This is a genomic window from Synechococcus sp. ATX 2A4 (assembly GCF_024346375.1).
Lineage (GTDB): Bacteria > Cyanobacteriota > Cyanobacteriia > PCC-6307 > Cyanobiaceae > MW101C3.
Genome location: NZ_JAGQCV010000004.1, coordinates 106879 through 133283, shown reverse-complemented (window position 1 = coordinate 133283; position 26405 = coordinate 106879). Strand labels below are relative to the sequence as shown.

Genomic DNA, 26405 nt, shown 5'->3' with positions numbered 1-26405 from the left:
GTTCAGCCCGAGCGGGTGCAGCGGCCGATCTGTCAGTTATGACCGGATCTGTCCGGGCGCAGCCGGGCGGCCTCGCGGAGGTAGGGATGCACAGGAGCGCGGGTGGCATCCATCCAGGCATGGGCCAGCAGCCGGATGCAGCGGGGAAGGTCTCCGGAGACGGCCATCTGCTGGCAATCCAGCAACGCCACCCCGTCCCAGCCTGGATAGCGGCGGGCGATCGCGGCGGGGAAACAGGCGTTCAGGTCGGGGGTGGCCGAGAAGGTGACCGAGAGCACCTGCGGCCCCTCCAGGCCATTGCGGGCGATCAGGGCATCCAGCAGTTCCGCCACCGCCTCGGCGATGGCGGCGCTGGTGTTGGCCTCGGCGGTGATCGCGGCCCGCAGCGCCCGCAGCGCAAGTCCCTCGGTCATGGCCGCCAGAGCCAGAGCGGCTGGCCGCTCCAGGCCAGTTCCAGGCTGAGGGCCTCCTGCAGGCTGGCGAAAAGGTTGCGGCCCGGCAGGAACGACAGCAACCGCTTGGCGGGCTTGCCGAAGGTGGTGGGGCGCAGCTCGTGTTCATCGAGCCCCGCCAGCCGTGCCGCGAGCCGACGAGCAGTGTCCTCGTCGCCCAGTTCATCCACCATCCCCAGCGCAAGGGCCTGAGCGCCCGTGAACACCCGCCCATCGGCGAACCCACGCACCACGTCCTCGCTGAGGCCACGGCCGTTGGCAACGGCCGCCACGAACTGGTCGTAGCTGGAATCGATCAGCCCCTGCAGCAGGGTGCGCTCATCGGCGGTGAGGGCACGGTCGGGGGACAGGATGTCTTTGTAGAGGCCGCTTTTGACCGTTTCGAAGCTGATCCCCACCCGCTCCAGCAGGCGGGAAAGATTGTTGCCACGCAGGATCACGCCGATGGAGCCGGTGATCGTGCCCGGATTGGAGACGATGCGTTCCGCCGCCACCCCCACGTAAACCCCGCCGGACGCGGAAATATTGCCGAAGCTGGCCACCACACGGCAACCCTTGTCCCGCAGCCGGAGCAAGGCGGCATGGATCTCCTGGCTGTCGCCGACGGTGCCGCCGGGGGTGTCGATGCGCAGCAGCAGGGCCGGGCATTCCCGTTCCTCCACCTGACGCAGCGCCTTGAGCACCCGCTCGCGCGTGCCCCCGGCGATCGGTCCTTCAATCACGACACGGGCCAGCGTTTTGCGGGACTTTCGGCGCCAGGGCCAGGGCATGCGCTGCGGCACGTAGTGGCTGGATCTTAAAAAGGTTGTTGGCGGCCGCTCTGATGAACCCCGTTTTCCGTTGGCTGCCGATGCTGCTTCCCTTCGCGTTGTGGGGAACGGCGATGGCGGCAATGAAGCCGCTGCTGGCCCAAAGCGGGCCGCTCACACTGGCCTGGATGCGCCTGGTGCCTGCCGGTCTTGCCGTGCTGCTGGCGGCCGGGGTGCTGCGGCGGCCGCTCGGGGTGGATCCCGCCGACCGGCTCTGGCTGCTGGCCTTCGCGCTGGTGGACGGCACCGTGTTTCAGGGGCTGCTGGCCCGCGGGCTGGAGGGAACCGGCGCCGGGCTGGGCTCGGTGCTGATCGATTCCCAGCCGCTGCTGGTGGCTCTGCTGGCCCGCACCCTCTTCGGTGAGGCGATCAATCCGGTGGGCTGGCTCGGCCTGTTGCTGGGGCTGGCCGGCATCCTCTGCCTGGGCCTGCCGGCGCCGGTGCTGCGGCACTGGTGGCTGGAGGGTCCGGCCAGCTTTGGGGTGCGGGCCTGGAGCCACGGCGAGCTCTGGATGCTGGGCGCCGCCGCGGCGATGGCGGTGGGCACGGTGCTCTGCCGCTATGCGATGCGGCGCAGCGATCCGGTGGCGGTCACCGGCTGGCACATGCTGATCGGCGGGCTCCCGCTGCTGATCGGGGCGGCGCTGGGGCCCGCGCTCGATCCGGCGCTGCCGCCCTTCTGGCCGGCCTGGACCCTGCAGCAATGGGGCTGGATGGCCTACGCCAGCCTGCTGGGCAGCGCCCTGGCCTACGGCTTGTTCTTCTGGTTTGCCAGCAGCGGCGATCTCACCGGCTTTTCGGCCCTGACGTTCCTCACCCCGGTGTTCGCCCTGCTCTGCGGTCTGCTGCTGCTCGATGAACGCCTGCGCCCGCTGCAATGGCTGGGGGCTGCCCTGGCACTGGTGTCGGTCTTGCTGATCAACCGGCGCCGCCAGCTGTGGGTGCCCAGCACCGCCGCGCCGGAGCCAGCGCCATGAGCCCTGCGTTGCGGCTGCTGCTGGTGAGCACGCCGGTGGGCACGCTGGGCAGTGGCAGGGGAGGGGGCGTGGAGCTCACCCTGGCGGCCTTGGTGGCAGGGCTCGGTGGCCGCGGCCACCAGCTCACGGTGCTGGCCGGAGCGGGGTCCAGGCTGCCCCCAGGCTGCGAGGCGGCGCAGCTGTGGACCTGCCCCGGCCACGACCAGCCCAGCTGGCAGCACCAGAGCCATGACAGCGCCGTGCAGATCCCCGCCGGCGGCCTGCTGCCTGCCCTATGGGACCGGGTGCTGCAGGAGCAGAGCGGCTTCGATGCGGTGCTCAACCTCGCCTACGACTGGCTGCCCCTCTGGCTCACGCCCCACTGCGCCACACCGCTGTTCCACCTGGTGAGCATGGGCTCGGTGGCGCGGGTGATGGATGCGGTGATCGCCGATGTGGCGCGTCGCTGCCCCGGGCGGCTGGCCTTCCATACCCGCACCCAGGCAGCTGATTTCGACCTGCCCGGCCCGCCGCTGGTGTTGGGCAACGGCTTCGATCTGGCCAATTACCACTTCCGCGCCCAGCCCGATCCGGAAGCCCCCCTGGGCTGGGCCGGACGCATCGCTCCGGAGAAGGGGCTGATCGACGCAGCACGGGTGGCCGCCGCCCTGGGCCGGCGCTTGCTGGTGTGGGGCGTGGTCGAAGACGGGGCTTACCGGGACGCGGTGGCGGCGGCGGTGCCGGCCGGCACGGTGAACTGGCGCGGCTTTCTGCCCACCCGGGAGCTGCAGGCGGAACTCGGCGGCTGCCGCGTGTTCCTGAACACGCCGAAGTGGAACGAAGCCTTCGGCAACGTGGTGGTGGAGGCGATGGCCTGCGGCGTGCCTGTGGTGGCCTACCGCCGCGGCGGCCCAGGCGAACTGGTGCAAAGCGGCCTTAACGGCCTGCTCGTTCCCCCCGACGATCTGGATGCCCTGCAGGCGGCCGTGCTTGCCGCCGAACGCCTTGACCGGCAGGCCTGCCGGCGCTGGGTGGAGCGCCACGCGTCGCGGGAGGCGTTCGCCGGGCGCGTGGAGGCCTGGCTGCTGGCCGGTCTGGCATCAGCCTCACCCGCCACCAATTCACTACAGGGTCAAACCGCCGGCCTGTCGCTGGACGCCGGGGCGTAGGTTTTCCACGATCGTTCCACTGCTCGTGCCCCCTGCCAACCCGCCTGCAGCGGCACGTCGAGGGTGGGGCCCGTGGCTGGCGCTTCTTGTCACGGCGGCCCTCGGGGTGGCGATCTTCGTGCTGCACCTCGGCCAGGCGGGGCTGGTGGACGAGACGCCACCCCTGTTCGCCGGCGCCGCCCGGGCGATGGCGGACACCGGCGACTGGCTGACCCCGCGGGTGAACGGGCTGCCCCGCTACGACAAGCCGCCACTTGTCTACTGGCTGATGGGGCTGGTGTATGCCCTGCCGAACCACGCCCGCTTCGACCCTCTGGGCAGCTGGGCCGCCGGTCTGCCCTCTGCCCTTTCCAGCATCGGCGTGATGCTGGCCCTCTGCGCCACCTTGCTGCGCTGGCCGCAGCCCAGCGCGGGCCCCGGTGGGGTCTTGCTGCCCCAGCGACCTGCGCGCAGCGCTGTGGTGGCGGCCCTGGCCTTTGCGCTCTCCCCCCTGATGCTGCTCTGGGGCCGCATCGGTGTCAGCGATGCCCTGTTCAGCGCCTGCCTTGCTGTGAGCCTGCTGCTGTTCTGGCAGGCCTGGGCCGATCCTCGCCGCCCCTGGTGGCTGGGCTGGCTGGTGCTGGGCCTGGCGGTGCTGGCAAAAGGGCCGGTGGCCGTGGTGCTGTCCGGCCTGACGCTCGCCGGGTTCGGCTGGCATCAGGGCATCCTGCTGCCCCTCTGGGCGCGGCTGAAGGCCGGGCGCGGACTGGTGGTCACCGCCCTGGTGGCCTTGCCCTGGTATGCCGCGATGCTGGCGGTGGAGGGGCAGCCCTTCTGGGACAGCTTCTTCGGCTATCACAACCTGCAGCGCTTCAGCTCGGTGGTGAACGATCACCTCCAGCCCTGGTGGTACTTCATCCCGGTGCTGATCATCGCCAGCCTCCCGTTCACGCCGCTGCTGCTGCTCGGCCTGAAGCGCGGCCTGGCCCGCCCCCCCCAACCGCCACAGCACTCCCTGCGCAGCTTTGCCGCCTGGTGGTTGCTGGCGGTGCTGGTGTTCTTCACCATGGCCGCCACAAAGCTGCCGAGCTACTGGCTGCCGGCCACCCCGGCAGCGGGCCTGTTGATCGCTCTGGCGGCCCAGGACGGCGAGGGGGGCAGGGAGAACGGCGAGCGGCGCGGCGGGGGGGTGGGCCGGTGGTTCGTGCTCGCTCAGGGCGCCACCGTGCTACTGACGGCCGCGGTATCCCTGGCGCTCTGGGGATCCAGCCACTGGATTCCTTTGATCCAGGATCCGGAAATGCCCACCCTGCCGGCGGATCTCACCGCCAGTGGGTTTGTCGGCCGCGCGGCCCTGTTCTGGACACTGGCGACCCTGGTGGGCCTGCTCTGCCTGCGGCGGGTGACGCCCGGCTGGCTCCTGGGGCTCCAGCTTCCTCTGGTGGCCTTCCATCTCTTCGCGCTGCTGCCCATGTGGCAGCTGGGCGACGGCGTGCGCCAGCGTCCGGTGCGCGAGATGGCTGCCGGCGTGCAGCGTGAGATCCGACCCAATGAAGGGCTGGCGATGGTGGGCGTGCTCAAACCGTCGCTGCACTACTACACCGGTCGGGTGGTGATCTACGAGGGGGTGTCCGCCACCGGCATGGTGAATCTCAGTGATCGCCTCCGCCATGAGCGGCGCCGTGGGCAGCAACCCAGCACCAGCAAGGAGGCCCCCACCACGCTGGTGGTGATCGATCAGAGCACCGGCCAATTGCCCTACTGGCAGGCCGTTCAGGCGGAAGAACTGGATCGCTCCGGCATCTACCGGCTCTGGCGCGTCGACCGTGCGCGGCTGGAGAGCACCGCAGCCGCACTCCTGGAAGCACGTAAGGGCCGGCTGAACTGGCGAGATCCAAGGCCGGAGCGCTACTGACTGACGCCCTGGCGCACGCAGAAGCTGCAGTGCCCCCAGCGCTGCAGCTCACCGGCCGGAGCTGGAGCGCCGCAGCGCGGGCAATCGGCAAGGCCGTGCACATCGATGCGGCTGGGATGGGCCGCCCACACCTCCGCCTCGCTCTCGCTGCCGGTGCTGACGGCCGCAGCCGGGTGGTGATGCTGAAAGCGCAGATCGCGGATCTGGAACCCCGCCCCCCGCAGCGCGCCGAGCAGCTGATGACGGTTGAAGCGCAGGGCCTGAAGCCACTGGGGATGGTTTGCACCCACCCACAACACCCCGGCCTGCAGGGAAAGCGGGCGGCAGTGGGGGGCCAGCTGGGCGCCCGCCACCTTGGGCCAGGCCTGCCACAGCGCCGCCAGGCTGCCGCCGCGGCGCCACTGGGCAGCGAGGGCCGTGAGACAGGTGCCCACGGCGGTGGCCGGCAGCCGCGGCGGCGCCACCAGCACCTGCAGGGAGCCGATGCGACGGGTCTGGTCGCGGGGGGCGATGGCCATGGAGCCAGGTTAGGGGCGGGCAACCGGCGGGGCCATGGCCGCCCACCACCGCTACCCTCGGAGGCGCCCCCTCCATGATCCATGGGCTTCTTCGATCGGCTCAGCCGCCTGCTGCGGGCCAACCTCAACGATCTGGTCAGCAAGGCGGAGGATCCGGGCAAGATCCTGGATCAGTCGGTCGCAGACATGCAGTCCGACCTGGTGAAGCTGCGCACGGCCGTGGCCACCGCGATCGCCAGCCAGAAGCGCATCGAGAACCAGGCCCAACAGGCGGAAGCTCAGAGCAAAACCTGGTACGAGCGGGCCGAGCTGGCCCTCAAGAAAGGCGAGGAGGATCTGGCGCGCGAAGCGCTCAGTCGCCGCAAGACCTACCAGGACACCGCCACCGCCCTCAACAACCAGCTCTCCAGCCAGGCGGGCCAGGTCGACGCGCTCAAGAAAAGCCTGCTGGCCCTGGAAGGCAAGATCGCCCAGGCCAAAACCAAGAAGGACATGCTCAAGGCCCGCTCCCAGGCGGCCCAGGCCCAGGAGCAGTTGCAAAGCGCCGTGAGCGGGTTGGGCACCAACTCCGCCATGGCCGCCTTCGAGCAGATGGAGGAGAAGGTGCTGCAGCAGGAAGCCCGCAGCCAGGCCGCAGCCGAACTGGCCGGCGCCGACCTGGAAAGCCAGTTCGCTTCCCTGGAGGGCAGTGAGGTGGACGACGAACTGGCGGCCCTCAAGAACCGGCTGGAGGGTGGCCCTGCCGCCACCCCGCTGCTGACGGCCGAGAGCCCCACCCCCCAACTGGAACCCGTGAAGGCCGCGGAAGTGGATGCCGAGCTCGAGGAGCTCAAGCGCTCGATCGATAAGCTCTGAGCTCCGCCGGTGCGGCAGGATCCCCGCCAGGGGATTCCTAGACTCGGACTCTCCCGATCCCTGCTCTTTCCCCGCCGTGGCCGTTGCCCAGTTCACCGACGCGAACTTCGCCTCCGACGTGCTCCAGCAGCCCGGTGCCGTCCTGGTGGACGTCTGGGCCAGCTGGTGCGGCCCCTGCCGACTGATGGCGCCATTGATGGAGACAGCCGCCAGCGATTACGCCGGGCGCCTGGAGGTGGGCAAGCTGGAGGCCGATGGCAATCCCAGCATGCGCGATGCCCTCAAAATCCAGGGGCTGCCCACCTTGATTCTGTTCAAGGGCGGCGAAGAGGTGGCTCGCCATGAAGGGGCGATGGCCCGTCCGCAGCTCAAAGCCTTTCTTGATGCCCATCTCTGAGCGGGTCGCCCGCCTGGGCAGTGGGGTCTTCGCCCGCAACGATCAGCGCAAATCCGATTACCGGCTGCAGTGCATCGGCCTGAGCGCTGCCGGCCACGGCAACAGCCCGGCGCCCCTGCTGGACCTCTCGCTCGGCTCCACCGATCTGCCGCCGCCGCCGCAAGCGCTGGCGGCCATGGCGGCGGCGCTCACGCGCCCCGACAGCGCCTCCTATTGCCTGCACGCCTCCACGCGTCCGTTCCGGGAAGCGGCCGCCGCCTGGGCCCGGCGCCGCTTTGATGTGGCCGTCGATCCCGACACCGAGGTGCTGCTGCTGGTGGGGTCCCAGGAGGGCACCGCCCACCTGCCCCTCGCCGTGCTCGACCCGGGCGACCGCGCCCTGCTGCTGGATCCCTACTACCCCTCCCATCGCGGCGGGCTGGAGCTGGCAGGTGCGCGCCCCCTGCTGCTGCCTTTGGAGGCCGATCAGGGCTGGCGGCCACCGTTTGAGCAGGTGCCGTCCTCGCAATGGGAGCAGCTCAAGCTGATGGTGCTCGGCTACCCGCACAACCCCACCGCCACCACCGGCGAGCAGGGCTGGCTGGAGGAAGCCGCCGCTCGGGCGGTGCAGCACGGCATCGTGTTCGCCCACGACAACCCCTACGTGGACCTGGCCCTGGAGGGTGAAGCACCTGCCTTGTTGCGCAGTCCGCAGTGGCGCCAGTGCGGGATCGAATTCTTCTCGCTCTCCAAGAGCTGGTGCCTGGGCGGCTTCCGGCTGGCCTTCGCCATCGGGGCCGCCCCCCTGATCGCCGCCCTGCGCCAGGTCAAGGGGGTGGTCGATTTCAACCAGTCGCTGGCGCTGCAGGCCGGGGCCATCGCCGCCCTGGAGTTGGCCCCGCACTGGCCGCAGCAGCTGCGGGCCACCTACCGGGAGCGCCGCGACCGCATGACGGCGGCGCTCGAGGCGCAGGGCTGGCGGGTGCGGCGGCCGTCGATGGCCCTCTACCTCTGGCTGGAGCTGCCGCCCGTGGCCCGCGCCATGGGCTCGGAAGCGTTCTGCGCGGCTCTGCTGAAGGGCAGCGGTGTGGCGCTCACCCCGGGCAACGGCTTCGGCGACGGCGGCGAGGGGTGGGTGCGGCTGGCGCTGGTCCATCCGGCGGCGGAGCTGGACGCCGGTGCGGTGCGGATCGGGAACTGGCTGCGTTCCCTCTCCGGGTGACGCGGCCCCTGCCCGGCTGCCCCGGCCGATGAACGGCCGCATCGCCGCCGCCCGACGCGAGCTGCTGCTGCGGGAGGGGCCCCTGGCTCCGCCCCTGCCCTGGAGGCTGGCCGTGGTGCCGGTGTGCGGAAGCACCGAACGGTTGCTCGATCAGCGGCAGACAGGGGCGCCCATCGGGCCGGTGGCGCTGCTGGCGGAGCGGCAGCGCTTCGGCCATGGCCAGCAAGGCCGGCCGTGGACCTCGCCCCGCGGCGGAGTGTGGATGAGTGCGGCACTGCCGTGGCCGCCGCAGGGGGCTTCCCTCACCCTGGCGGCGGCCGTGGGGCTGGCGCTCCAGCTGGAGGCGCTCGGCCTGGCGCCCACGCTCAAATGGCCCAACGATCTGCTCCTCCACGACCGCAAGGTGGCGGGGGTGCTGCCGCGGCTGCGCCTGCGGGGCGGCGCCATTCAGGCTGCCAGGCTGGGGATCGGGCTCAACGGGGAGAACCCGGCACCAGCCGGGGCAATCAATGTCCGCCAGGCGCTGGCGCTCAGCGGCCATCGCCGCCGGCAAGGCGCTGACACCATCCACCTGGCAGCCCGCGTGCTGCTGGCGCTCGATTGGGCCGCGGCGGCAGCCGATGAGCCGGAGCGGGTGTGGCAGGAAGCCAACGCGCGTCTGCACGGCCGTGGCCGAGCCTTGCTGTGGCAAGGAGAAACCTGGATGGTGGCCGGGCTGGCCCGTGACGGGGGGCTGGAGCTGAGGCGCGGCGCCAAGCACACTGTGGTGCGGCGCCGTTTCGAAGACCTGACGTCCCAGGATGCCTAAGCTGATCACGCATTTTTGCCGCCTGGTGTGAAGAGCGTTCGTCATCTGCCGGTGCTCGCGATCGGACTGGCCTCTGTGATCGGAGCGCCGCTCGCCCTCGCTGAGCTGCGCGATGCCGCAGCCGAGAACGCACCCGCGGCGATGCCAGCGCCCTCATCGCCAGTAGCGCCCCTGCCCGCAACCGCCCCGGCGGCGATGCCCCAGGCGCTCAGCCCACCAGTGCCCCCTCTGGTTCCCCCGGCAGGCACCAGCGAGCCGGCCACCCCGCCGCTGCGCCCCAACCTGCAACGCTCCCAGACCCCGGCGCTGTCGTTCGATCAGGTGCTGGATCGCTTCGAACGTGAGGGAGTGGTGACACCGGCGGAACGGCAACGGGCACGCCTCGGCGCCGTGGTGCGGCCTGAAAACCTGCCCGCCCATCGCCAGGCCTGCCGCGAGGGCGCCCTATCCCCCAGCGAATGCCGCGGCGTAGTGGTGCGCTGGCCCGGCAATGACGCGCTCACCGGCGCCGGCGGGCTTTTTTCCAATGGCATGGGCACCACTGTTGGGCCCGGAGGGATGCCGCTGGCACCGATCACCGTGCCCGTGTCGGCACTGCTGGCCGGCCAGGGGGGCAACTTCAGCCTCGCCAGCGTGTTTCGCATCACCCCCAGGCCCGCGCCGCTGCTGGGCAACGGCAACCGCAGCCTGCTGTTTCCGCTGATCGGTTCGGCCATCACCACCAGCGAATTTGGCTGGCGGCTGCACCCGGTGATCGGCAGCTGGCTGATGCATGCGGGCCGGGATCTGGCGGCGCCGGAGGGCACCCCGGTGGTGGCGGCCCTGGCCGGACGGGTGGTGAGCAGTGGCCTCGCCGGCGGCTACGGCCTGGCGGTGGAGGTGGAGCATGAGCGTCCCCTGCGACGCACCCTCTACGGCCACCTCTCCGAGCTCTTCGTCAAGGAAGGGGAGTGGGTGGCCCAGGGCGAAGTGATCGGCCGGGTGGGCAGCACGGGGCTGAGCACAGGCCCTCACCTTCACTTCGAGCTGCGCCAGCCGGCCAACGGCGGCTGGGTGGCGGTGGAGCCGGGCGAGTTTGACCCCGGTCGTCAGCTCCTGGGCGGCAGCGATGCGATCGCCCTGTTGATGGGCCAGTTGCTGGACACCCTCGAGCGGCCGAGCGCAGCGACGGCCGGCGGCAGAACAGGGCCCGGCTAAGCGAAGGCGGCGTCGAGGCGGCCGTCGCGGAAGTGCACGATGCGATCGGCGCGCGCGGCCACCTCATCTTCATGGGTGACCATGACCACGGTCATGCCCTCCTGGTGGAGCTGATCGAAGATCTCCAGTACCTCCTGGGTGGTCTGGGAATCCAGTGCGCCGGTGGGTTCGTCGGCCAGCAGCAGGGCCGGCCGGTTGATGATCGCCCGCGCGATCGCCACGCGCTGCTGCTGGCCGCCGGAGAGCTGGTTCGGCTTGTTCTGCAGGCGATGGCCGAGACCGACGCGTTCGAGGGCCTCGATGCCGAGCTGCCGGCGCCGCTCTGCAGAGATGCCGGCATAGATCATCGGCAACATCACGTTGTCGATCGCACTCATGTGCGCCAGCAGATGAAACTGCTGAAACACAAAGCCCAGCTTGCGGTTGCGTAGATCGGCCAGCTCGTCATCGTCGAGATCTTCAACCGCCGATCCACCGAGGCGGTAGTGGCCGGAAGTGGGGCGATCAAGGCAGCCGATGATGTTCATCGCCGTGCTCTTGCCCGAACCGGAAGCCCCCATCACGGCCAGATAATCTCCTTCGATCACGGTGAGGCTGAGCTCATCGAGGGCGCGTACTTCGGTGTCACCGGAGCCGTAGATCTTGCTGACCCGATCGAGCATCGCCACCGGCTCATGGATCCGGGGAGTTGAGATCTCCGCCTGGACAGACATCGTCATCCCAGGATGGCGGGAGTGGGGGGAACGGGCGCCGCGGCGATGGCGGTGGCTTCACGGGCGGCGGAAGAGGCGATCGACTGCTGAAGCATCGGCGTGCCGGTGACGGCGCCGTTGGCCCAGGTGAACAGCGGATTGGAGAGCACCCCACCCACGGCCGTGACCAGCACACAGGCCACCAGGGCAGTGCGCAGCGTGCCCATGCCGGCCAGGTTCCAGGTGATTGGCGGATAGGCCTTCACCACATCGGAGGCCTCTTGCGGTTCCTTCACCACCATCATCTTGATCACCGAGATGTAGTAGTAGATCGACACCACCGAAGTGATCAGACCCACCACCACGAGGAGGTACTGGTGGTCGGCCCAGCCAGCGAAGAAGAGGTAGATCTTGCCGAAGAAACCAAGCATGGGCGGGATCCCACCCAACGACAGCAGGCAGAGGCTGAGGCCGAGTGTGATCAGTGGATCTTTCTGATAAAGCCCGGCGTAATCAGAGATGCGGTCGCTGCCGGTGCGCAGCGAGAACAGAATGATGCAGGCGAACGCGCCCAGGTTCATGAACAGGTAAGCCGCCATGTAAAGCACCATGGCCGCGTAGCCGTCCTCGGTGCCGCACACCAGGCCGATCATCACAAAGCCGGCCTGGCCGATCGAGCTGTAGGCCAGCATCCGCTTCATTGTTGTCTGGGCCAGGGCCACCACGTTGCCGAGGGTCATGCTCAGCACCGCCAACACGGTGAACAGCAGTTTCCACTGGGTGTCGAAGCTGTCGAAGCAGCCGACAAGCAGGCGCAGGGCCAGGGCGAATCCGGCGGCCTTCGAACCCACCGACAGGAAGGCCACGACCGGGGTGGGTGAACCCTCGTAGACGTCAGGGGTCCACTGGTGGAAGGGCACCGCAGCGATCTTGAAGGCCACGGTGGCGAGCACGAACACCAGGGCCAGGGCCGTGACCGGCGTGGCGCTGGTCTGCAGAGCCACACCGACCGCATCAAGGCCGGTGGAACCGCCTGTGAGACCGTAGAGGAGGGAAGCGCCGTAGAGGAACACCGCAGCAGCGGCGGAACCCACCAGAAGATATTTGAGGGCCGCCTCACCCGAGCGGGCATCCCGCTTCATGTAGCCCGAGAGCAGGTAGCTGGACACCGAAAGGGTTTCCAGCGACACGAAGATGCTGACCAGGTCGGTGGAGCCGCACAGGAACATGGCACCAAGCGTGGCCGCCAGCAGGATCGCTGCGTATTCACCCACCGGGCTGCCGCTGCGCTCCACGTAGCGCCAGCTGATCATCAGCGACAGCAAGGTGGAGGCCGCCACCACGGCGCGGAAGGCCACTGCCAGATCGTCGGCCAGGAAGGAGCCAAGGAACGAAGGCTCAAGCGGCGCATTCCATTGACGCGCCAGCAGCACCAGAGCAGTGCCCAGGCCGGCGTAGCAGATCGGCGGCACCCAACGCACAGCCGCTTCCTCCCCGGCCAGATCCACCAGCAGGCAGACCAGCAGGGCGATCAGGATGGCGGCCTCGGGCGCGATCGCGCCGGAATTGAGCTGGGCGGCCGTGATGCCCAGGCCGATCGCGGGGGCCGTGGCCAGGGGAACGGAGGCCAGAGAAGCGGCAGCCAGGTGGGGCAGTTCCGTCAGGGCGGGAAGGACGCCAAACAGATCCATGTCGGCTTCAAACGATCGCCTGGTCGAGCGGACTGTAGCGGCGGCGGCGCGCGTTCTCAGGCGGGACGGGCCGCCGATGCGATAAAGAGGGAACCGGTTCATCGCCTGCCTGTGGCGCACACCCTGGTCATCGTCGAGAGCCCCACCAAGGCCCGCACCATCCGCGCCTTCCTGCCGAAGGAGTTCCGGGTGGAGGCGTCGATGGGGCACGTCCGTGACCTGCCCAACAACGCCAGCGAGATTCCCGCCGCCTACAAGGGCGAGAAATGGGCCAACCTGGGCGTCAACACCAGCGAAGATTTCGCACCGCTCTACGTGGTGCCGAAAGACAAGAAAAAGGTGGTGAAGGAGCTCAAGGACGCGCTCAAGGGCGCCGACCAGCTGCTCCTGGCCACGGACGAAGACCGGGAAGGGGAGAGCATCAGCTGGCACCTGCTGCAGCTGCTCAGCCCCAAGGTGCCGGTCAAGCGGATGGTGTTCCACGAGATCACCAAGGACGCCATCCAGCGCGCCCTCGATCAGACGCGCGAACTCGACATGGAGTTGGTGCACGCCCAGGAGACGCGGCGCATCCTCGACCGCTTGGTGGGCTACACCCTCTCGCCGTTGCTGTGGAAAAAGGTGGCCTGGGGGCTGTCCGCCGGCCGGGTGCAATCGGTGGCGGTGCGGTTGCTGGTGCAGCGGGAGCGGGCCCGGCGGGCCTTCCGCAGCGGCAGCTACTGGGACCTCAAGGCCGAGCTACAGCAGCCAGGTGGCCGTTTAGAAGCAAAGCTCACCCACCTGGCCGGCGAGCGCATCGCCCAGGGCAGCGATTTTCACGAAAGCACCGGTGGGCTCAAGCCCGGCAGCAAGGTCAAGCTGCTGGCGGAGAGCGAAGCGCGGGCCCTGCGCGAGAGCGTGCTCGCCCTGCCCTGGCGGGTGGAGCAGGTGGAGGAGAAGCCCACGGTGCGCAAGCCCGTGCCGCCCTTCACCACCAGCACCCTGCAGCAGGAGGCGAACCGCAAGCTGCGGCTCTCGGCCCGCGAAACCATGCGCACGGCCCAGGGCCTCTACGAGCGTGGCTTCATCACCTACATGCGCACCGACTCGGTGCACCTCTCCGAGCAGGCGATCAGCGCTGCCCGCGCCTGTGTGGCTGAGAAATACGGCGACACTTTCCTGAGCCCCGCTCCGCGGCAGTTCAGCACCAAGAGCCGCAACGCCCAGGAGGCCCACGAAGCGATCCGCCCCTCCGGTGAACGCTTCCGCACCCCCAACGACACCGGGCTAGACGGCAAGGATCTCGCCCTTTACGAGCTGATCTGGAAACGCACCGTGGCCAGCCAGATGGCCGATGCACGGCTCACGATGCTGGCGGTGGAGATCGCCGCGGGCGAAGCCCGCTTCCGGGCCAGTGGCAAGCGCATCGATTTCGCCGGCTTCTTCCGCGCCTACGTGGAAGGCAGCGACGATCCCGATGCGGCCCTGGAGGGACAGGAAGTGCTGCTGCCCGCCCTTGCGGTGGGCGATGCGCCGGTCTGCAAGGGGGTGGAGGCGCTCGGCCACCAGACCCAGCCTCCGGCCCGCTACAGCGAAGCGGCACTGGTGAAGATGCTGGAGAAGGAAGGGATCGGCAGGCCGTCCACCTACGCCAGCATCATCGGCACGATCACCGACCGTGGCTACGCCACCCTGGCCGGCAACGCGCTCACCCCCAGCTTCACCGCCTTCGCGGTGACCGCCCTGCTGGAGGAGCACTTCCCCGACCTGGTGGACACCAGCTTCACCGCGCGGATGGAGAACACGCTCGACGAGATCTCCCACGGCAAGGTCCAGTGGCTCCCCTACCTGAACAGCTTCTTCAAGGGAGAAAAGGGGCTGGAAACCCAGGTTCAGCAGCGCGAGGGCGACATCGACCCCACGGCGTCGCGCACGATCGTGATGGAGGGCCTTCCATGCGTCGTGCGGATCGGCCGGTTCGGCGCCTACCTGGAGTCGAAGCGGGTCGCCGACGATGGCAGCGAGGAGCTGGTGAAGGCCACCCTGCCCCAGGAGATCACCCCGGCTGAGCTTGATGCCGAGCACGCCGAACAGATCCTGCGCCAGAAAACCGAGGGGCCCGAATCGCTGGGGGAAGACCCAGAGACCGGCGATGCGATCTACCTGCTGTTCGGCCAGTACGGCCCTTACCTGCAACGGGGGCAGGTGAGCGAGGAGAACCCCAAACCGAAGCGGGCCTCCCTGCCCAAGGGCGTCAAGCCGGAGGATCTCAGTCTCGACGATGCCCTGGGCCTGCTGCGTCTGCCGCGGCTGCTGGGCGAACACCCCGATGGCGGCCGGATCCAGGCCGGCCTGGGCCGCTTCGGGCCCTATGTGGTGCATGACAAGGCCAAAGGCGAAAAGGACTACCGCTCGCTCAAGGCCGAAGACGACGTGCTGCTGGTGGGGCTGCCGCGCGCCATCGAGCTGCTGGCCACCCCCAAGCGGGGCCGGGGCGGCCGCACGGCCCTCAAGGATCTCGGCATTCCTGATGGGGGTGAGGAAACCATCCAGGTGTTCGATGGTCCCTACGGCCTCTACGTGAAGCAGGGCAAGGTGAACGCCTCGCTGCCGGAAGGCGCCACGGCGGACACGATCACGATCGAGCAGGCCGTGGAGCTGCTGGCCGCCAAGGCCGCCAGCGGCAAGACCAAGGCCCGCAAGCCCGCCGCCCGCTCCACTACCAAGCCGGCCGCCAAGAGCACCACAGCCAAAACCACCTCCGCCAAGCCAGCCGCCACCAAGACCACCAGCACCAAAACCACCGGTCGATCGGCGGCAATTGCCAAGGGCGGGGCGGCGGAGGCCAAGGCCGCCAGCGGAACCACCAAAGCCAAGCCGCCCGCCACCACCAAGACCGGGCGCCCCCGCGCCAGCGCCGTGCGGATCATCAAGGCCGCCTCCGGCTGATGACCCCCTCTTCCCGCCACGCCCTTCCCCTGCTGGCGACGCTGTTGCTGGCGCTGGCGGGCTGTGACGGCACGCCCTTCGGCCAGCAGCTGGCGGCAGGGTTCGATTCCCCTGCGCCACCGGCAGCCGCGACGCCCCCCGCCTCTGGCACCAACCGTCCTGTGGCCGCCACCGGCAGCGCCGTCTCCCCTGCAGGCTCGAATCCCGCCACACCTGCAGCTGGAGCAAATGCCACCATCCCGGCCACGGCTGCGCCGGCCAGTGGTTCGCCGCCCACGGCTGCGCCGGCCACAACCCCAGGCACACAGACGCCATCTCCCACGCCGGCGGCCCCGGCCCGCCCCGCCAGCGGATCCAGCGCGGTCAACCGCCCAGCCGGGAGCCAGGCGCCGGCCGCCGCCGTGCCTTACCGGATCACTCTGAAACTGCCCGGCGCCGATCCCTCCGCCCCTGCCGAAGCGGTCACCAAAGCGCTACGGGCCGCTGGCCTGCGCTTTGAGGTGGAGACAATCGAGCGGATTCCCACCCCCGAAGCCGCTGCGGCGGCGCCGAAGTCCACGCCGGCGCCGCCGCCACGCTGAGCCGCTGCCATGCCCCCCTCTCTTCATCGCCTCAGCCGGCGCCAGGCCCTTCAGCTGATGGAAACCGCCTACATGGCCGCCGCCACTGCCCTGCTCTGGGCAGGCCTCTACTACCTGCCGGTAGGGGGCGCCCTGTTCCGGCTCGCCCTGCCCCTGCCGATCGCCCTGCTGCTGCTCCGCCAGGGCTGGCGCTGCGGCTGGGAAGGGGTGGTGGTGGCCTCCCTGCTGCTGGTGGCGCTGATGGGCCCGATCCGCGGACCGCTGGTGCTCTTTCCCTACGGAGCGCTGGCGCTCTGGCTGGGCTGGGGCTGGCGCAGCAACTGGAGCTGGTGGCTCACCTGGGGCGTGGGGCTGGTGATCGGCGCGGGAGGCTTCCTGGTGCGGGTCACGGTGCTGTCGGTGCTGGTGGGCGAAAACCTGTGGGTGCTGATCACAGCCGCTGCCTCCGGGCTGCTGGAGCGCATCAGCGGCCTGCTGAACCTGGGCGGTGGCCCCGACCTGCTGCAGGTGCAGGCCCTGGCCCTGGGGTTGGTGGTGGTTCAGAACCTCATCTACGTGCTGGCGTTGCACGCGGTGGCCTATTGGATATTTCCCCGCTTGCAGGCGCCGATCCCCGAACCGCCCGATGCATTGCGGGCCCTGGTGGCCCTTGACCCGCTCTGAGCTGGTGCACAACCTGTGCGCCTGCCAGGAGGGCCGGGCCAAGAAAGAGGTGTGCAGGCCTGTGCTGGGGCGATGGCCTGGGGGCCCGTCGTGTTGAGGCGTTTATCTGGAGGCCAGTGGTGCTGCAGCTGACGGGCGACGCTGAGCAGACTGAACGGTGGGCCAATCGGATGGCTGCCGGTTGGCAGGACGCCCTGGTGGTGCTGCTGCTGGCCGGCACCGACACCGCCGCTGTGCCGGGCATCTCCGCCGCCGGCGCCACCCCGGACTCCCGCCGTCGCACAGCTGCCGCCGATGCCGAGCTGCTGCTGCTGGGCCCAGACACCCCACGGCCCCATGCCCTGCCGCCCCTGCCGGCGGGCGTCAGTCCGGCGCTGATCTCCCACGTGGTGGTGCAGGAGCTGCAGCTCACGCCCCTGGTGGTGGACCTGGGCTGCCCGGTGGCACCTGCGGTGCCCCACATCCGCCTGGGGCAGCAGCCGGCGCTCTGCCTCAGCACCGGCCGGGCGATGGGCGAGGGGCGGGTGCTGGCGCTGCTGGCGCTGGGGCAGCGTTGGGGGCGGGCCTGGCAGCAACGCTGGCAGGAGGCTTCACAAGTTCCGCCACTGGTGCTGGCCGAATGCGTGCCGGGCGGCACCAGTACCGCGCAGGCGGTGCTCACCGGTCTTGGCGTGGCGGCCGGCGGCCTGGTGAGCGGCAGCCTGCTCACCCCCGCCCACGGCCTGAAAGCGGCCCTGGTGGATCAGGGTCTACGGGCGGCGGGTCTGGCCATGGCCGGTGAGGCGGATGTGAATCCCGTGCGGGTGGCAGCGGCGGTAGGCGATCCGATGCAGCCGCTGGCAGCGGGCATGCTGCTGGCGGCGGCCGAAGGGCGCTGGCCGGTGCTGCTGGCCGGTGGCAGCCAGATGGCAGCGGTGCTGGCGCTGGCGCTGGCGCTGGCCGATGCACCGCTGCGGCCCCGGCTGGTGGCGGCTGCGGCCCTGGGCACCACCGGCTGGGTGGCGCGGGAACCCAGCAGCGACCTGGCGCTGCTGCTGCAGCGCGTGGCGGACCGCTGGCGGGTGGCGCCACCGGCATGCTTCGCCACGGAGCTGTGCTTCAGCAGCTGCCGCAGCCCGGCCCTGCAGGACTACGAGCGCGGTTACGTCAAGGAGGGGGTGGGTGCCGGTGGCCTGGCCCTGCTGTGGGAGTGGAGCGGCCGCCGCCCCGCCGGCCTGGCCGCCGCCTGCGACCGGGCCCAGGAGCGCCTGATCGCCTCCCTTTAGGGTCCAACCATGCAGGAACGCTCTCCCCTTCCCGCCCGCTTCAGCCGCCGCCGCCTGCTGCAGGCCGGCGCCCTGGCCGGCAGCGGATGGCTGGTGGGCTGCGCCCGTGGTGCGTCCTCCTCCCCCACCCTCCTGTACAGCCGCGGCCAGTTGCCTGCCGCCTGGGGCAAGCAGCTGCCTTCCCCCTGGCGGGGCAAGGCGCTGGAGGGTCCCGAAGCGGTGCTTGCCCAGCAGAACGATGCCGATCTGCTGCAGCTCTCCGATGGCTGGCTCGGCGCCCTGGAAGCCGACGCCCTGCAACCGTTCAGCTCGAGCAGCGCCGCCAGCGCGCTGTTCGAGCAGCTGGCGCCGTTCACTGAGGCCGTACGCGCGGGGTTCCGAAATCCGCCGGCGGCGCCGATCGCCTACCCGTGGGCCTTCGGCACCTGGGTGTTGGTGCTGCGCAACCGCAGCGATCTGAGCCGCCGCAGCGCAGAGGGCTGGAACCTGCTGCTGGATCCGAGCCTGCGCCGGCAGCTCGTGCTCCCCTCCAGCCCCCGCGTCGTGATCGAGCTGGCACTGCGCACCCTCAGCCCCGGCGCCGCTGCTGCCGGCAGTGCTCCTGCCGCTACCGCCGGCGTTGACCGCCTGGCCGCAGAGGCGCTGCCCGGCCAGCTGAAGCGCCTGCGGCAGCAGGCCCTCGCCTTTGACGACAAGCACGGCTTGAACCTGCTGCTCAGCGGCGACGCCGAGGCGGCCGTATTGCCCAGCCAGCGGGTGCTGCCCTTGCTGCGCAGCGATGCCAGGCTCACCGCCCTGTTGCCGGCCAGCGGTTCGCCGCTCTGGTGGAACCTGCTACTGCGGCCGCGCCAGAGCCGCGAACCGGCACCTCTGGCCTGGATCGCCCGCAGCATGGAGCGGCCCACCCTCGATCGCCTGCTGGCGGCGGGCTGGGTGCCGCCGCTGAAGCGCCAGTTGCTGCGGGCCGCCTTGGAGCCATGGCCCGAGCAGGTGGCGCGCCTGCTCTACCCCGACGACGCCGTGCTGGCGCGCTGCACCAGCCTGCCGCCGTTGAACAGCGCCGATCGGCAGCGTTACCAGAGCCTCTGGGACGCCGCCGCCTGAGCCAGCAGCACACCGGCACCTGAGCTTCCTTCAGCCCCATAAGCGTCGGCGCGGTGGCGCGGCCAGCAGGCGATGGGTGGCGGCCAGCAGATCCGGGATCGGCAGGCCGTGGGGGCAGCGGGGCAGGCAGTCACCGCAGCGGTGGCAGGCGGACGCATCGAGCGCCTCCCACCAATGGTCCGCCCTGCCGATCAGGTTGTAGCGCTCGCTGGCGAAAGGGGTCATGCCATGGCCGAGGGCCAGATTGCGCAGGCGCAGCAATGCCGGAATCGGCACCTCGCTCGGGCAGGGAAGGCAGGCGCGGCATTGGCCGCAGGCCTCGGCTCCCAGCCGGCGCTGGCCCGCCTCTGCCAGCCGCGCCAGGGCCTCCTGCTCCGCCGCGGTGAGCGGCCCGTCGGCGCCGGCCAGGGCCACGGCCCAGCCGAGATCCGCCGGCTGGGCGGCGCCGAGGGTGAGTGTGGACACCCCTGCGGCCAGCAGAAAGCGGTAAGCGAGCGGCAAGGGCGCAAAGGGTGAGCAGTCTTCCACCAGCTCGGGGGGCGGGTCGTAAAGGCGGCCCCCCTTGTCGGCGGGGGAGATCGCCATCACGCCGATGCCGGCGGCCAGGGCCTGGCGGGCCAGGGGCAGGCGCTCCTGATCGAACAGATGGAGATGCAGGCTGCAGAAGCCGAAGCGGTCGCTGGCCAGGGCCCGCTCGATCAGCGCGACGCTGCCGTGGCTGCTGAATCCCACCTGCCCCACCAACCCCTCGGCCTGGGCCCAACCCAGCAGGGCGGCCCCATCCCCCTGCAGGGCCCAGTCGAGGTGCTCCGGCCGGTTGAGGCCATGCACCGCCAGGTTGTCGAGGCGGGCCACCCCCAGCCGCTGCAGCGAGGCCCGCAGCTGGGCCTGGCCGCTGGCCAGATCCACCCCCGGCAGGAGCTTGCTGGTGAGCAGCAGGTGCTGCGGCGGGATGGCGAGCTCCCGCAGGGCGGCGCCCAGGTGCACCTCCGCCGGGCCGTAGGCGGGGGCGGTTTCCAGATGGTTGATGCCCGCCGCCAGGGCCGCTTCCACCACGGCGCGCATCTGCCCGGCCGACTCGACCGCCCGCATGGTGCCGAGGGTGAACAGCGAAACGGCAGGCCCCTGACCAAAGGGACGGCGGCAACCTTCAGCCGGGAGCACCGTCGGGTCCACTGCTATTGGGTCCCTTGCTGATGGGGCCGCCCTGGCCAGGCCCGGGAACGGACGGGGGCGGCTCGGTGCCACCCCCGCTTTCGCCTTCACCGCTTTCGCCTTCGCCGGTGTCGCCACTGCTCTCTCCGCGGCCCTCTTGCTGGGCGCGGCGCACGTTGCGGATGAGCTCCGCCGGGCTCACCTGATCCAGGAAGCGGCGGAAATCCTCCTGATCCTCAGCGTCGGCTTCGGCATCCACGGGGATCGAGGCTTCAGCCACCACCTCCTCCAGCATCCAGATACCACTGCCGGTGCGCAACGCCAGGGCGATGGCATCACTGGGCCGGCAATCCAGCTCAGTGGGCTCGCCTTCGTTGTCGGTGAGCTTCAGCACGGCCCGGAAGGTGTTGTCTTCGATCGTGTGGATGATCACCCGCTCCAACTGCACGCCGCCCACCGCCATCAGGTTGGCCATCAGGTCGTGGCTGAGCGGGCGGGGCGGTTGCTGGTCGCCCATGCCGGCCAGGATGTTCTGGGCCTGGGATTGGTCGATCCAGATCGGCACCTGACGCCGCCCGTTCGGATCCCTGAGCAACACGATCGGGCTGCGGCTGGCCGCATCCAGGGCGATCCCGGCCACACACATTTCCACCATGGTTGTGCCACGCACGCCCGGTATCCGATTATGGCCAGGCCTGCGAAGCCGCGAATGTTCACCGGTCTGGTCCGGGCCGTGGGGCAGCTCAGGCGCCACCCCCGGGGCGTGCTGGTGGAAGGCGTGGAGCCGCTGCACCCCCTGGCCCTTGGCGACAGCATCGCCGTCGATGGGGTGTGCCTGACGATCTCCGGGCTGCACCCCGATGGCCGCAGCTTCCGCGCCGACGTCAGCGACGAGACCCTGAGCCGCAGCACCCTGGCGGCGAAGGCGGCAGTGGGCGCAGCCGTGAATCTGGAGCCGGCCCTGCGGTTGAGCGACCGGCTCGGCGGTCACCTGGTGAGCGGCCATGTGGACGGCCTGGGAGAGGTGGTGGGCGTGGCCCGGCAGGGGGAGTCCTGGCGGCTGGAGCTGCGCTGGCTCGACCCCAGCTACGGGCGCTATGTCTGCGACAAGGCGAGTGTGGGCATCGATGGCATCAGCCTCACCGTCGCGGGCTGCAGCCCCCAGGGGGACCGCTTCTGGATGGCGGTGATTCCCCATACCTGGGAGGTCACCACCTTGAAACTGCGCCGGGTGGGGGATCAGGTCAACCTTGAGGCCGATCTGCTTGCCAAGTACACCGAGCGGCTGCTGGCGGCCGGTGGAACGCCGCCTGCCGCTGCGCCCGGCCGGGCGCAGCGGCTGGAGCGCGACTGGCTGGCGCAGCACGGCTGGGGCTGACCCCAGCACGAGCCGTCCGGGTGAGCCGGCCACGGCCTGAGCGGGTCAGCCGGCCTAGGGTTCAAGAGATCGCGCCGAGGGCGGCGGCGTGGTTCTCCCCCGCACGCCCTTCCATGCCATGGCGCCCCAAGACACGCAACCCGCCGAAGCGCCTGTGGGCCTGACGCCCCGGCTCGATCCTCGCCGCATCGCCGCACTGCGCAGCTTCACGCTGGCGGAAGGCGTGCTGATGATCGTGCTGGGGGCGCTGGCGCTGATCTTTCCGGTGGTGGCCTCGTTGTGGGTCACCGCGATCGTGGCGGTGGCCTTCCTGGTGGGGGGAATCGTGAGCTTGATCGATAATCTGGCCCGGGCGCCACACCTGAGCCGCTGGCACACCTTCTGGCGGCTGGTGGTGTCCACGCTGTTCATGGTGACGGGCGCCTGGATGATCCAGCAGTTCCGTGCCGGTTTTCCCAGTGCCGCCGCCCAGGTGGCGGCCTTTGCGCTGGCGATCGGGGTGGTGTTCGTGGTTGAGGGCGTGGTGGCGATCCTGGTGGCGTTGGCCCACCGGGCCGCCCGCGGCTGGGGCTGGGGCCTCGCCAATGGGGTGGTGACGCTGCTCCTCGGTGTGCTGATCCTGACCATGAAGTTCTGGAATCAGCTCTCGGTGATCGGCCTGCTGGTGGGGGTGAGCTTCCTGTTCAGCGGCATCGATCTGATCGGCTTCAGCGCCAGCTTTCATGCCCACCCCGAAGACGGGGCGGAATCCTGAAGTGCCGCGCGCGCCTCAGGCGGGCTCCTCCTCCTGGAGGGGCAGCAGCCAGATCGAGCGCGTTTCCTGATGGATCTGAATCCTGAATTCCTGCCCGGGGGTGAGCCCCATTCGGCGTGTGTAGGCGTTGCCGATCAGCAGGTTGCCGTTGCCGTGTACGCGGGTGCGGAACTCGGCCTGACGGCCTCTGCTAGCCGCTTGGGCAGCGGAATCACCGGAGATCCTGTAGCCCTTCGCATCCACCAGCGCCTTGTAGAAGCTCTTCTTCAGCAACCGGCCGGCAGGGGAGACATAGCCGCAGCCACGGGCGATCTCGTCTTCGGAGCGGCTGCTGAGCGAACGGGCCTTTTCGAGCAGGGCATCGCCAACAAGCATGGGGGGTCTGCCGTTGGAGGTGAGGCTCGGCGTGACTTGATAGTTCAAGATGAACGGGCCTGACAGACAACAATTCTGCCGATCAGATTGGTGATCCGGCAAGGGCTGATCACAGCAGATAGAGAATTCCGAAGAGAATCAACCAGATCACGTCGACAAAGTGCCAGTAGAGCTCGGCGGCCGCCAGGCCGAAGTGCTCGCTTGGGGTGAAGCGGCCGGGCTGACGCGCCTGCCACCACACGATCATGATCATCAGGGCCCCCAGGCACACGTGCAGGCCATGGAAACCGGTGAGCGCATAGAAGGTGCTGGCGTAGAGGTTGTCGGTGAGCCCGAAGGGCAGAGAGAAATACTCCACCATCTGCCCGCCGAGGAAAGCGAAGCCGAGGCTCGCCGTGACCAGCAGCCACCAGCGGCAACGGCCCATACGCTCCTGCTTGAGCTCGGAAGCGGCACGGTGGAACGTGAAACTGCTCAGCACAAGCAGGGCCGTGTTGATGGTGGGGAGGATCAGCTCCAACTCGTAGATCGCACCGGCCGGCAGCGGGTTAACGGCGCGGAAGGTGAGGTAGGCGGCGAAGAAGCCGGCGAAGGTCATGCCATCGGCCAGCAGGAAGGTGGCCAACCCGAACATGCGGTAATCGCCGTGACCCTCTTCAAGAACCGGTGCGGCATCGCCAGCAACGGCCGGCAGCGAATCGGTGCTGGGGGAGAGGGTGGTCATCGGGGGAAAGGCGTGGGGGCGGCGGCTGGAACGGGTGGCAAGGGGAGAACCGGGAATCAGTGGGCGGGGAATCAGTGACTGGGGATTCAGTTGCTGGGCATCATTGGCTGGACATCAGCTGCCGGAGGTCCAGAGCTCCTTGCCGGAAGCTCCCTTCAGATCGATCTGCCCTTCAGGAACTCCATAGCCGTAGGGGTGGGTGACCAGGGGGGCAGGGCCCTTCCAGTTCTCCACCGGCGGCGGCGAGCTGGTGAGCCACTCCGGGGTGAGCGCATTCCAGGGATTGTCCCCGGCCATGGGTCCACGAAAAGCACTCCAGATCACGTTGATCAACAGGGGCAAGGTACTGATCGCCATCAGCAATGCCCCCACACTGCTGATCTGATTCACAAGGGTGAACTGGGGGTCGTACTCCGCAACGCGGCGGGGCATGCCATTGAGGCCCAGCCAGTGCTGCGGCGCGAAGCAGAGGTTGAAGCCGATGAAGGTCAGCGTGAAGTGCAGGCGGCCCATGTCTTCATTGAGCATGCGCCCGGTGAACTTCGGATACCAGTGATAGAGAGAGGCGAACACCACAAACACGGTGCCGCCATAGACGATGTAGTGGAAGTGGGCCACCACGAAATAAGTGTCGTGGACGTGGATATCGAAGGGAACTTGGGCCAATGCCACGCCGGTGATGCCACCGAACACGAAGTGAACGATGAAGGCACAGGAGAAAAGCATCGCGCTGTTGAGAGCGATCTTGCCTCCCCACAGCGTGGCCAGCCAGTTGAAAAATTTGATACCGGTTGGAACGGCGATGAAGGCCGTGGCGATCGTGAAGAACAGCCGCATCCACGGCGGTGTTGCACTGGTGAACATGTGGTGGGCCCACACGATCAGGCCCAGAAACACGATGCCGAGAATCGAATACACCATGGTGGTGTAGCCGAACAGGGGCTTGCGGGCATGGACAGGCAGGATCTCACTGACCAGGCCGAAGGCCGGCAGCACCATGATGTAAACGGCTGGATGGGAATAGAACCAGAACAAGTGCTGGTACACCACAGCATTGCCGCCCAGCGCTGGGTTGAAGAAGCCGGTATGGGCCAGGATGTCGAAGCTGAGCAGCACCAAGGTTCCGGCCAGCACCGGCGTGGCCAGCACCACCAGGAAGCTGGTGCCCAGCATGGCCCAGCAGTACATCGGCAGCTGCATCATTTTCAGGCCAGGCCGGCGCATCTTCAGCACGGTGGCAATGAAGTTGATGCCACCGAAGATCGAACTGCCCCCCAGCAACAGCACGCTCAGGATCCACACCACCTGGCCAGCCGCAGGGGTTGTCAGGCTCAAGGGTGGGTAGGCGGTCCAGCCTGATTGGGAAGCGCCGGCAATGAAGTAACTGGCAATCAGCAGGATGCCGGCGGGGGGAATCAACCAGAAGGCCACGGCGTTCAGCCGAGGAAAGGCCATGTCTCTGGCGCCCACGTAAAAGGGGATCAGGTAATTGCCGAACGCCCCATTCACCACTGGCACGATCCAGAGGAAGATCATCACCGTGCCGTGGAGGGTGAGCACCTCGTTGTAGGTGTCCCGCTGGAGAAAGTCCGACATCGGACTGACCAGCTCAATGCGGATCATGCCGGCCAGGGCACCACCAATGAAATAAAAGATGAATCCGGTCACCAGGTACTGGAGCCCGATCACCTTGTGATCCAGGCTGAAACTCAGGTACCGCAACCAACCCTCAGGCTGGAGGCTCGGCGGCGCTGAGCTGGCGGTGGGCGGCAGGGCCAGAGTCATCGGACGGGGAAGCGTGTGGAGGGGGAAAGTGAGACGGGGAAGCCGGCGGTGGAAATCAGCCGGTCGCCGATAGCCCCGACGCGGCACTGGCCACGGTGGCGGGCCGGTTCTGATCCAGCCAGGCGTCAAAGGCGTCGGGCTCATGCACCACCACGGTGGAGCGCATGCCGCCGTGATACGGACCACACAGCTCGGCGCACACGATCGGGTAGCTGCCGGCGCGGGTGGGCGTGAAGGTGAGGATGGTGGGCTGGCCGGGGATCACGTCCTGCTTGAGGCGAAACTCAGGCACCCAGAAGGCATGGATCACATCGCGGGCCTCCATGCGCAGCTCCACCTGCTGGCCGGCTTTCACATGCAGCTCACCGCTGATGAAGTCGCCCTCGGGGTAGTGGAACAGAAAGGCGAACTGAAGCGCCGTGACATCCACCGGCAAGGCACCGCTGCTGCTGCCGGGAGAACCGCCGATGCCGCCCCAGGTGCGGACCTCGGCACCCTCAACCGCCGAAGGCACATTGGCCGCCATCACCATGCCCGGTGGCATGGAATCGCTGGGGCCCGTTGCTGCTGATTCCATCGCCATGCCGCCGTGCATGGCGTGGGGGTCGCTGAGCGGAATCATGCCGCCCATGCGGTCGTAGATGTCGTAGCTGTAGATGCCCACAAACAGCACCACAACAGCTGGAACCGCCGTCCAGAAGATCTCCAGCTGGAGATTGCCTTCGACGGCAACGCCGTCGCCGAGATCGCCTTCCTTGCGGCGAAAACGAATCAAGCTATACAGAAGAAGCCCGAGAATACCGAGGAAAAGTATGGTTCCGATCACGAACAGCACGGTGAAGAGCTGGTCGTAGAGGGGGGCGTTCGAGCTGGCGGCAACCGGCAGCATGTTGACGTTCTGACCGACCCAGAGGCCAACAAGGACAAGCAGCATCCCCACCACCAAGGTGACGATGGTTGAAGGAATCGGCACGGAGGAAGCCAGGCTTTCACCACCCTATGGGGAGCCACCACGCTGGCGCTTGGCGAAGGTGGGAACAGCGAAACAAACGGA

Annotated in this window: 26 protein-coding genes; 15 read left to right on the top strand and 11 right to left on the bottom strand. The window is 69.0% G+C overall.

The genetic code is table 11. The features are described from left to right. Positions 1–32 precede the first annotated feature (32 nt). Positions 33–413, bottom strand: coding sequence for a chorismate mutase (aroH, locus tag KBY97_RS05170; protein WP_255145609.1), 381 nt, complete (start codon positions 411–413; stop codon positions 33–35). Further along, positions 410–1222, bottom strand: a complete 813-nt coding sequence (sppA, locus tag KBY97_RS05165; RefSeq protein WP_255145608.1) for a signal peptide peptidase SppA — start codon at positions 1220–1222, stop codon at positions 410–412. The genes aroH and sppA overlap by 4 nt, the downstream gene beginning before the upstream one ends. Before the next feature lie 53 nt (positions 1223–1275). On the opposite strand from sppA, the gene KBY97_RS05160 reads away from it, so the two are divergent. The 3 genes from KBY97_RS05160 to KBY97_RS05150 are packed head-to-tail and all read left to right on the top strand — an operon-like array spanning position 1276 to position 5280. After that, positions 1276–2238 (top strand): DMT family transporter, encoded by a 963-nt coding sequence (locus KBY97_RS05160; RefSeq protein WP_255145607.1) that lies wholly within the window; start codon positions 1276–1278, stop codon positions 2236–2238. Further along, positions 2235–3386, top strand: a complete 1152-nt coding sequence (locus KBY97_RS05155) for a glycosyltransferase family 4 protein (protein ID WP_255145606.1) — start codon at positions 2235–2237, stop codon at positions 3384–3386. The genes KBY97_RS05160 and KBY97_RS05155 overlap by 4 nt, the downstream gene beginning before the upstream one ends. 25 nt (positions 3387–3411) lie before the next feature. Further along, complete coding sequence (locus tag KBY97_RS05150; RefSeq protein ID WP_255145605.1) at positions 3412–5280, top strand: glycosyltransferase family 39 protein; 1869 nt, start codon at positions 3412–3414, stop codon at positions 5278–5280. Here KBY97_RS05150 and KBY97_RS05145 read toward each other — a convergent pair. Further along, positions 5274–5798, bottom strand: coding sequence for a DUF721 domain-containing protein (locus KBY97_RS05145; protein ID WP_255145604.1), 525 nt, complete (start codon positions 5796–5798; stop codon positions 5274–5276). The genes KBY97_RS05150 and KBY97_RS05145 overlap by 7 nt on opposite strands. An 81-nt stretch (positions 5799–5879) precedes the next feature. On the opposite strand from KBY97_RS05145, the gene KBY97_RS05140 reads away from it, so the two are divergent. From KBY97_RS05140 to KBY97_RS05120, 5 genes are all read left to right on the top strand, one after another. Next, positions 5880–6653 carry a PspA/IM30 family protein gene (locus KBY97_RS05140; RefSeq protein ID WP_255145603.1) on the top strand — a complete coding sequence of 258 codons (774 nt, stop codon included), beginning with the start codon at positions 5880–5882 and terminating at the stop codon, positions 6651–6653. A 76-nt stretch (positions 6654–6729) separates the two neighbouring features. Beyond that, positions 6730–7050 carry a thioredoxin gene (gene trxA, locus KBY97_RS05135; protein ID WP_255145602.1) on the top strand — a complete coding sequence of 107 codons (321 nt, stop codon included), beginning with the start codon at positions 6730–6732 and terminating at the stop codon, positions 7048–7050. Then, positions 7037–8251 (top strand): aminotransferase class I/II-fold pyridoxal phosphate-dependent enzyme, encoded by a 1215-nt coding sequence (locus tag KBY97_RS05130; RefSeq protein WP_255145601.1) that lies wholly within the window; start codon positions 7037–7039, stop codon positions 8249–8251. The genes trxA and KBY97_RS05130 overlap by 14 nt, the downstream gene beginning before the upstream one ends. Positions 8252–8279: 28 nt before the next feature. Further along, the gene (locus KBY97_RS05125) at positions 8280–9059 is read left to right on the top strand and encodes a biotin--[acetyl-CoA-carboxylase] ligase (RefSeq protein WP_255145600.1); all 780 of its coding nucleotides are present in this window, start codon (positions 8280–8282) and stop codon (positions 9057–9059) included. 195 nt (positions 9060–9254) lie between these two features. Then, on the top strand, positions 9255–10256 hold the full coding sequence (locus tag KBY97_RS05120; RefSeq protein WP_399217351.1) for a M23 family metallopeptidase: 1002 nt from the start codon (positions 9255–9257) through the stop codon (positions 10254–10256). Here KBY97_RS05120 and KBY97_RS05115 read toward each other — a convergent pair. Beyond that, a complete protein-coding gene (locus KBY97_RS05115) occupies positions 10253–10975 on the bottom strand; it encodes an ABC transporter ATP-binding protein (RefSeq protein WP_255145598.1) in 723 nt (240 codons plus the stop codon). The genes KBY97_RS05120 and KBY97_RS05115 overlap by 4 nt on opposite strands. Next, the gene (locus tag KBY97_RS05110) at positions 10972–12603 is read right to left on the bottom strand and encodes an NAD(P)H-quinone oxidoreductase subunit N (RefSeq protein ID WP_255145731.1); all 1632 of its coding nucleotides are present in this window, start codon (positions 12601–12603) and stop codon (positions 10972–10974) included. The genes KBY97_RS05115 and KBY97_RS05110 overlap by 4 nt, the downstream gene beginning before the upstream one ends. 147 nt (positions 12604–12750) lie before the next feature. On the opposite strand from KBY97_RS05110, the gene topA reads away from it, so the two are divergent. The 5 genes from topA to KBY97_RS05085 all read left to right on the top strand — a co-directional run bounded on the left by topA (position 12751) and on the right by KBY97_RS05085 (position 19180). Continuing rightward, positions 12751–15567: a type I DNA topoisomerase gene (gene topA, locus KBY97_RS05105; RefSeq protein WP_255145597.1), complete on the top strand. Its 2817-nt coding sequence runs from the start codon at positions 12751–12753 to the stop codon at positions 15565–15567. Continuing rightward, positions 15567–16148, top strand: coding sequence for a hypothetical protein (locus tag KBY97_RS05100; protein ID WP_255145596.1), 582 nt, complete (start codon positions 15567–15569; stop codon positions 16146–16148). The genes topA and KBY97_RS05100 overlap by 1 nt, the downstream gene beginning before the upstream one ends. Positions 16149–16157: 9 nt before the next feature. Further along, positions 16158–16811: a DUF2232 domain-containing protein gene (locus KBY97_RS05095; protein WP_255145595.1), complete on the top strand. Its 654-nt coding sequence runs from the start codon at positions 16158–16160 to the stop codon at positions 16809–16811. A 170-nt stretch (positions 16812–16981) separates the two neighbouring features. Next, complete coding sequence (cobT, locus tag KBY97_RS05090) at positions 16982–18076, top strand: nicotinate mononucleotide-dependent phosphoribosyltransferase CobT (protein WP_255145594.1); 1095 nt, start codon at positions 16982–16984, stop codon at positions 18074–18076. A 9-nt stretch (positions 18077–18085) separates the two neighbouring features. Continuing rightward, positions 18086–19180, top strand: coding sequence for a hypothetical protein (locus KBY97_RS05085; RefSeq protein ID WP_255145593.1), 1095 nt, complete (start codon positions 18086–18088; stop codon positions 19178–19180). Between the two features lie 30 nt (positions 19181–19210). Here KBY97_RS05085 and KBY97_RS05080 read toward each other — a convergent pair whose 3' ends face one another. Both KBY97_RS05080 and KBY97_RS05075 read right to left on the bottom strand, forming a co-directional pair. Next, positions 19211–20272 (bottom strand): aldo/keto reductase, encoded by a 1062-nt coding sequence (locus KBY97_RS05080; RefSeq protein ID WP_255145592.1) that lies wholly within the window; start codon positions 20270–20272, stop codon positions 19211–19213. Positions 20273–20330: 58 nt separating this feature from the next. Then, positions 20331–20990 carry a bifunctional nuclease family protein gene (locus tag KBY97_RS05075; protein ID WP_255145730.1) on the bottom strand — a complete coding sequence of 220 codons (660 nt, stop codon included), beginning with the start codon at positions 20988–20990 and terminating at the stop codon, positions 20331–20333. Positions 20991–21044: 54 nt separating this feature from the next. Here KBY97_RS05075 and KBY97_RS05070 point away from each other — a divergent pair, with 54 nt between their 5' ends. Next, positions 21045–21713 (top strand): riboflavin synthase, encoded by a 669-nt coding sequence (locus KBY97_RS05070; RefSeq protein ID WP_255145591.1) that lies wholly within the window; start codon positions 21045–21047, stop codon positions 21711–21713. A 229-nt stretch (positions 21714–21942) separates the two neighbouring features. Further along, positions 21943–22467: a DUF308 domain-containing protein gene (locus KBY97_RS05065; protein ID WP_255145729.1), complete on the top strand. Its 525-nt coding sequence runs from the start codon at positions 21943–21945 to the stop codon at positions 22465–22467. A gap of 15 nt (positions 22468–22482) precedes the next feature. Here the strand turns inward: KBY97_RS05065 and KBY97_RS05060 are convergent, their stop codons facing one another. The 4 genes from KBY97_RS05060 to KBY97_RS05045 form a co-directional block, all read right to left on the bottom strand. Further along, positions 22483–22842 (bottom strand): AbrB family transcriptional regulator, encoded by a 360-nt coding sequence (locus KBY97_RS05060; protein ID WP_255145590.1) that lies wholly within the window; start codon positions 22840–22842, stop codon positions 22483–22485. Positions 22843–22951: 109 nt separating this feature from the next. Beyond that, complete coding sequence (locus KBY97_RS05055; protein ID WP_399217314.1) at positions 22952–23566, bottom strand: heme-copper oxidase subunit III; 615 nt, start codon at positions 23564–23566, stop codon at positions 22952–22954. A 114-nt stretch (positions 23567–23680) separates the two neighbouring features. Next, positions 23681–25351, bottom strand: a complete 1671-nt coding sequence (gene ctaD / locus KBY97_RS05050) for a cytochrome c oxidase subunit I (RefSeq protein ID WP_255145589.1) — start codon at positions 25349–25351, stop codon at positions 23681–23683. Positions 25352–25406: 55 nt separating this feature from the next. Continuing rightward, complete coding sequence (locus tag KBY97_RS05045; protein WP_255145588.1) at positions 25407–26324, bottom strand: cytochrome c oxidase subunit II; 918 nt, start codon at positions 26322–26324, stop codon at positions 25407–25409. Positions 26325–26405 lie beyond the last annotated feature (81 nt).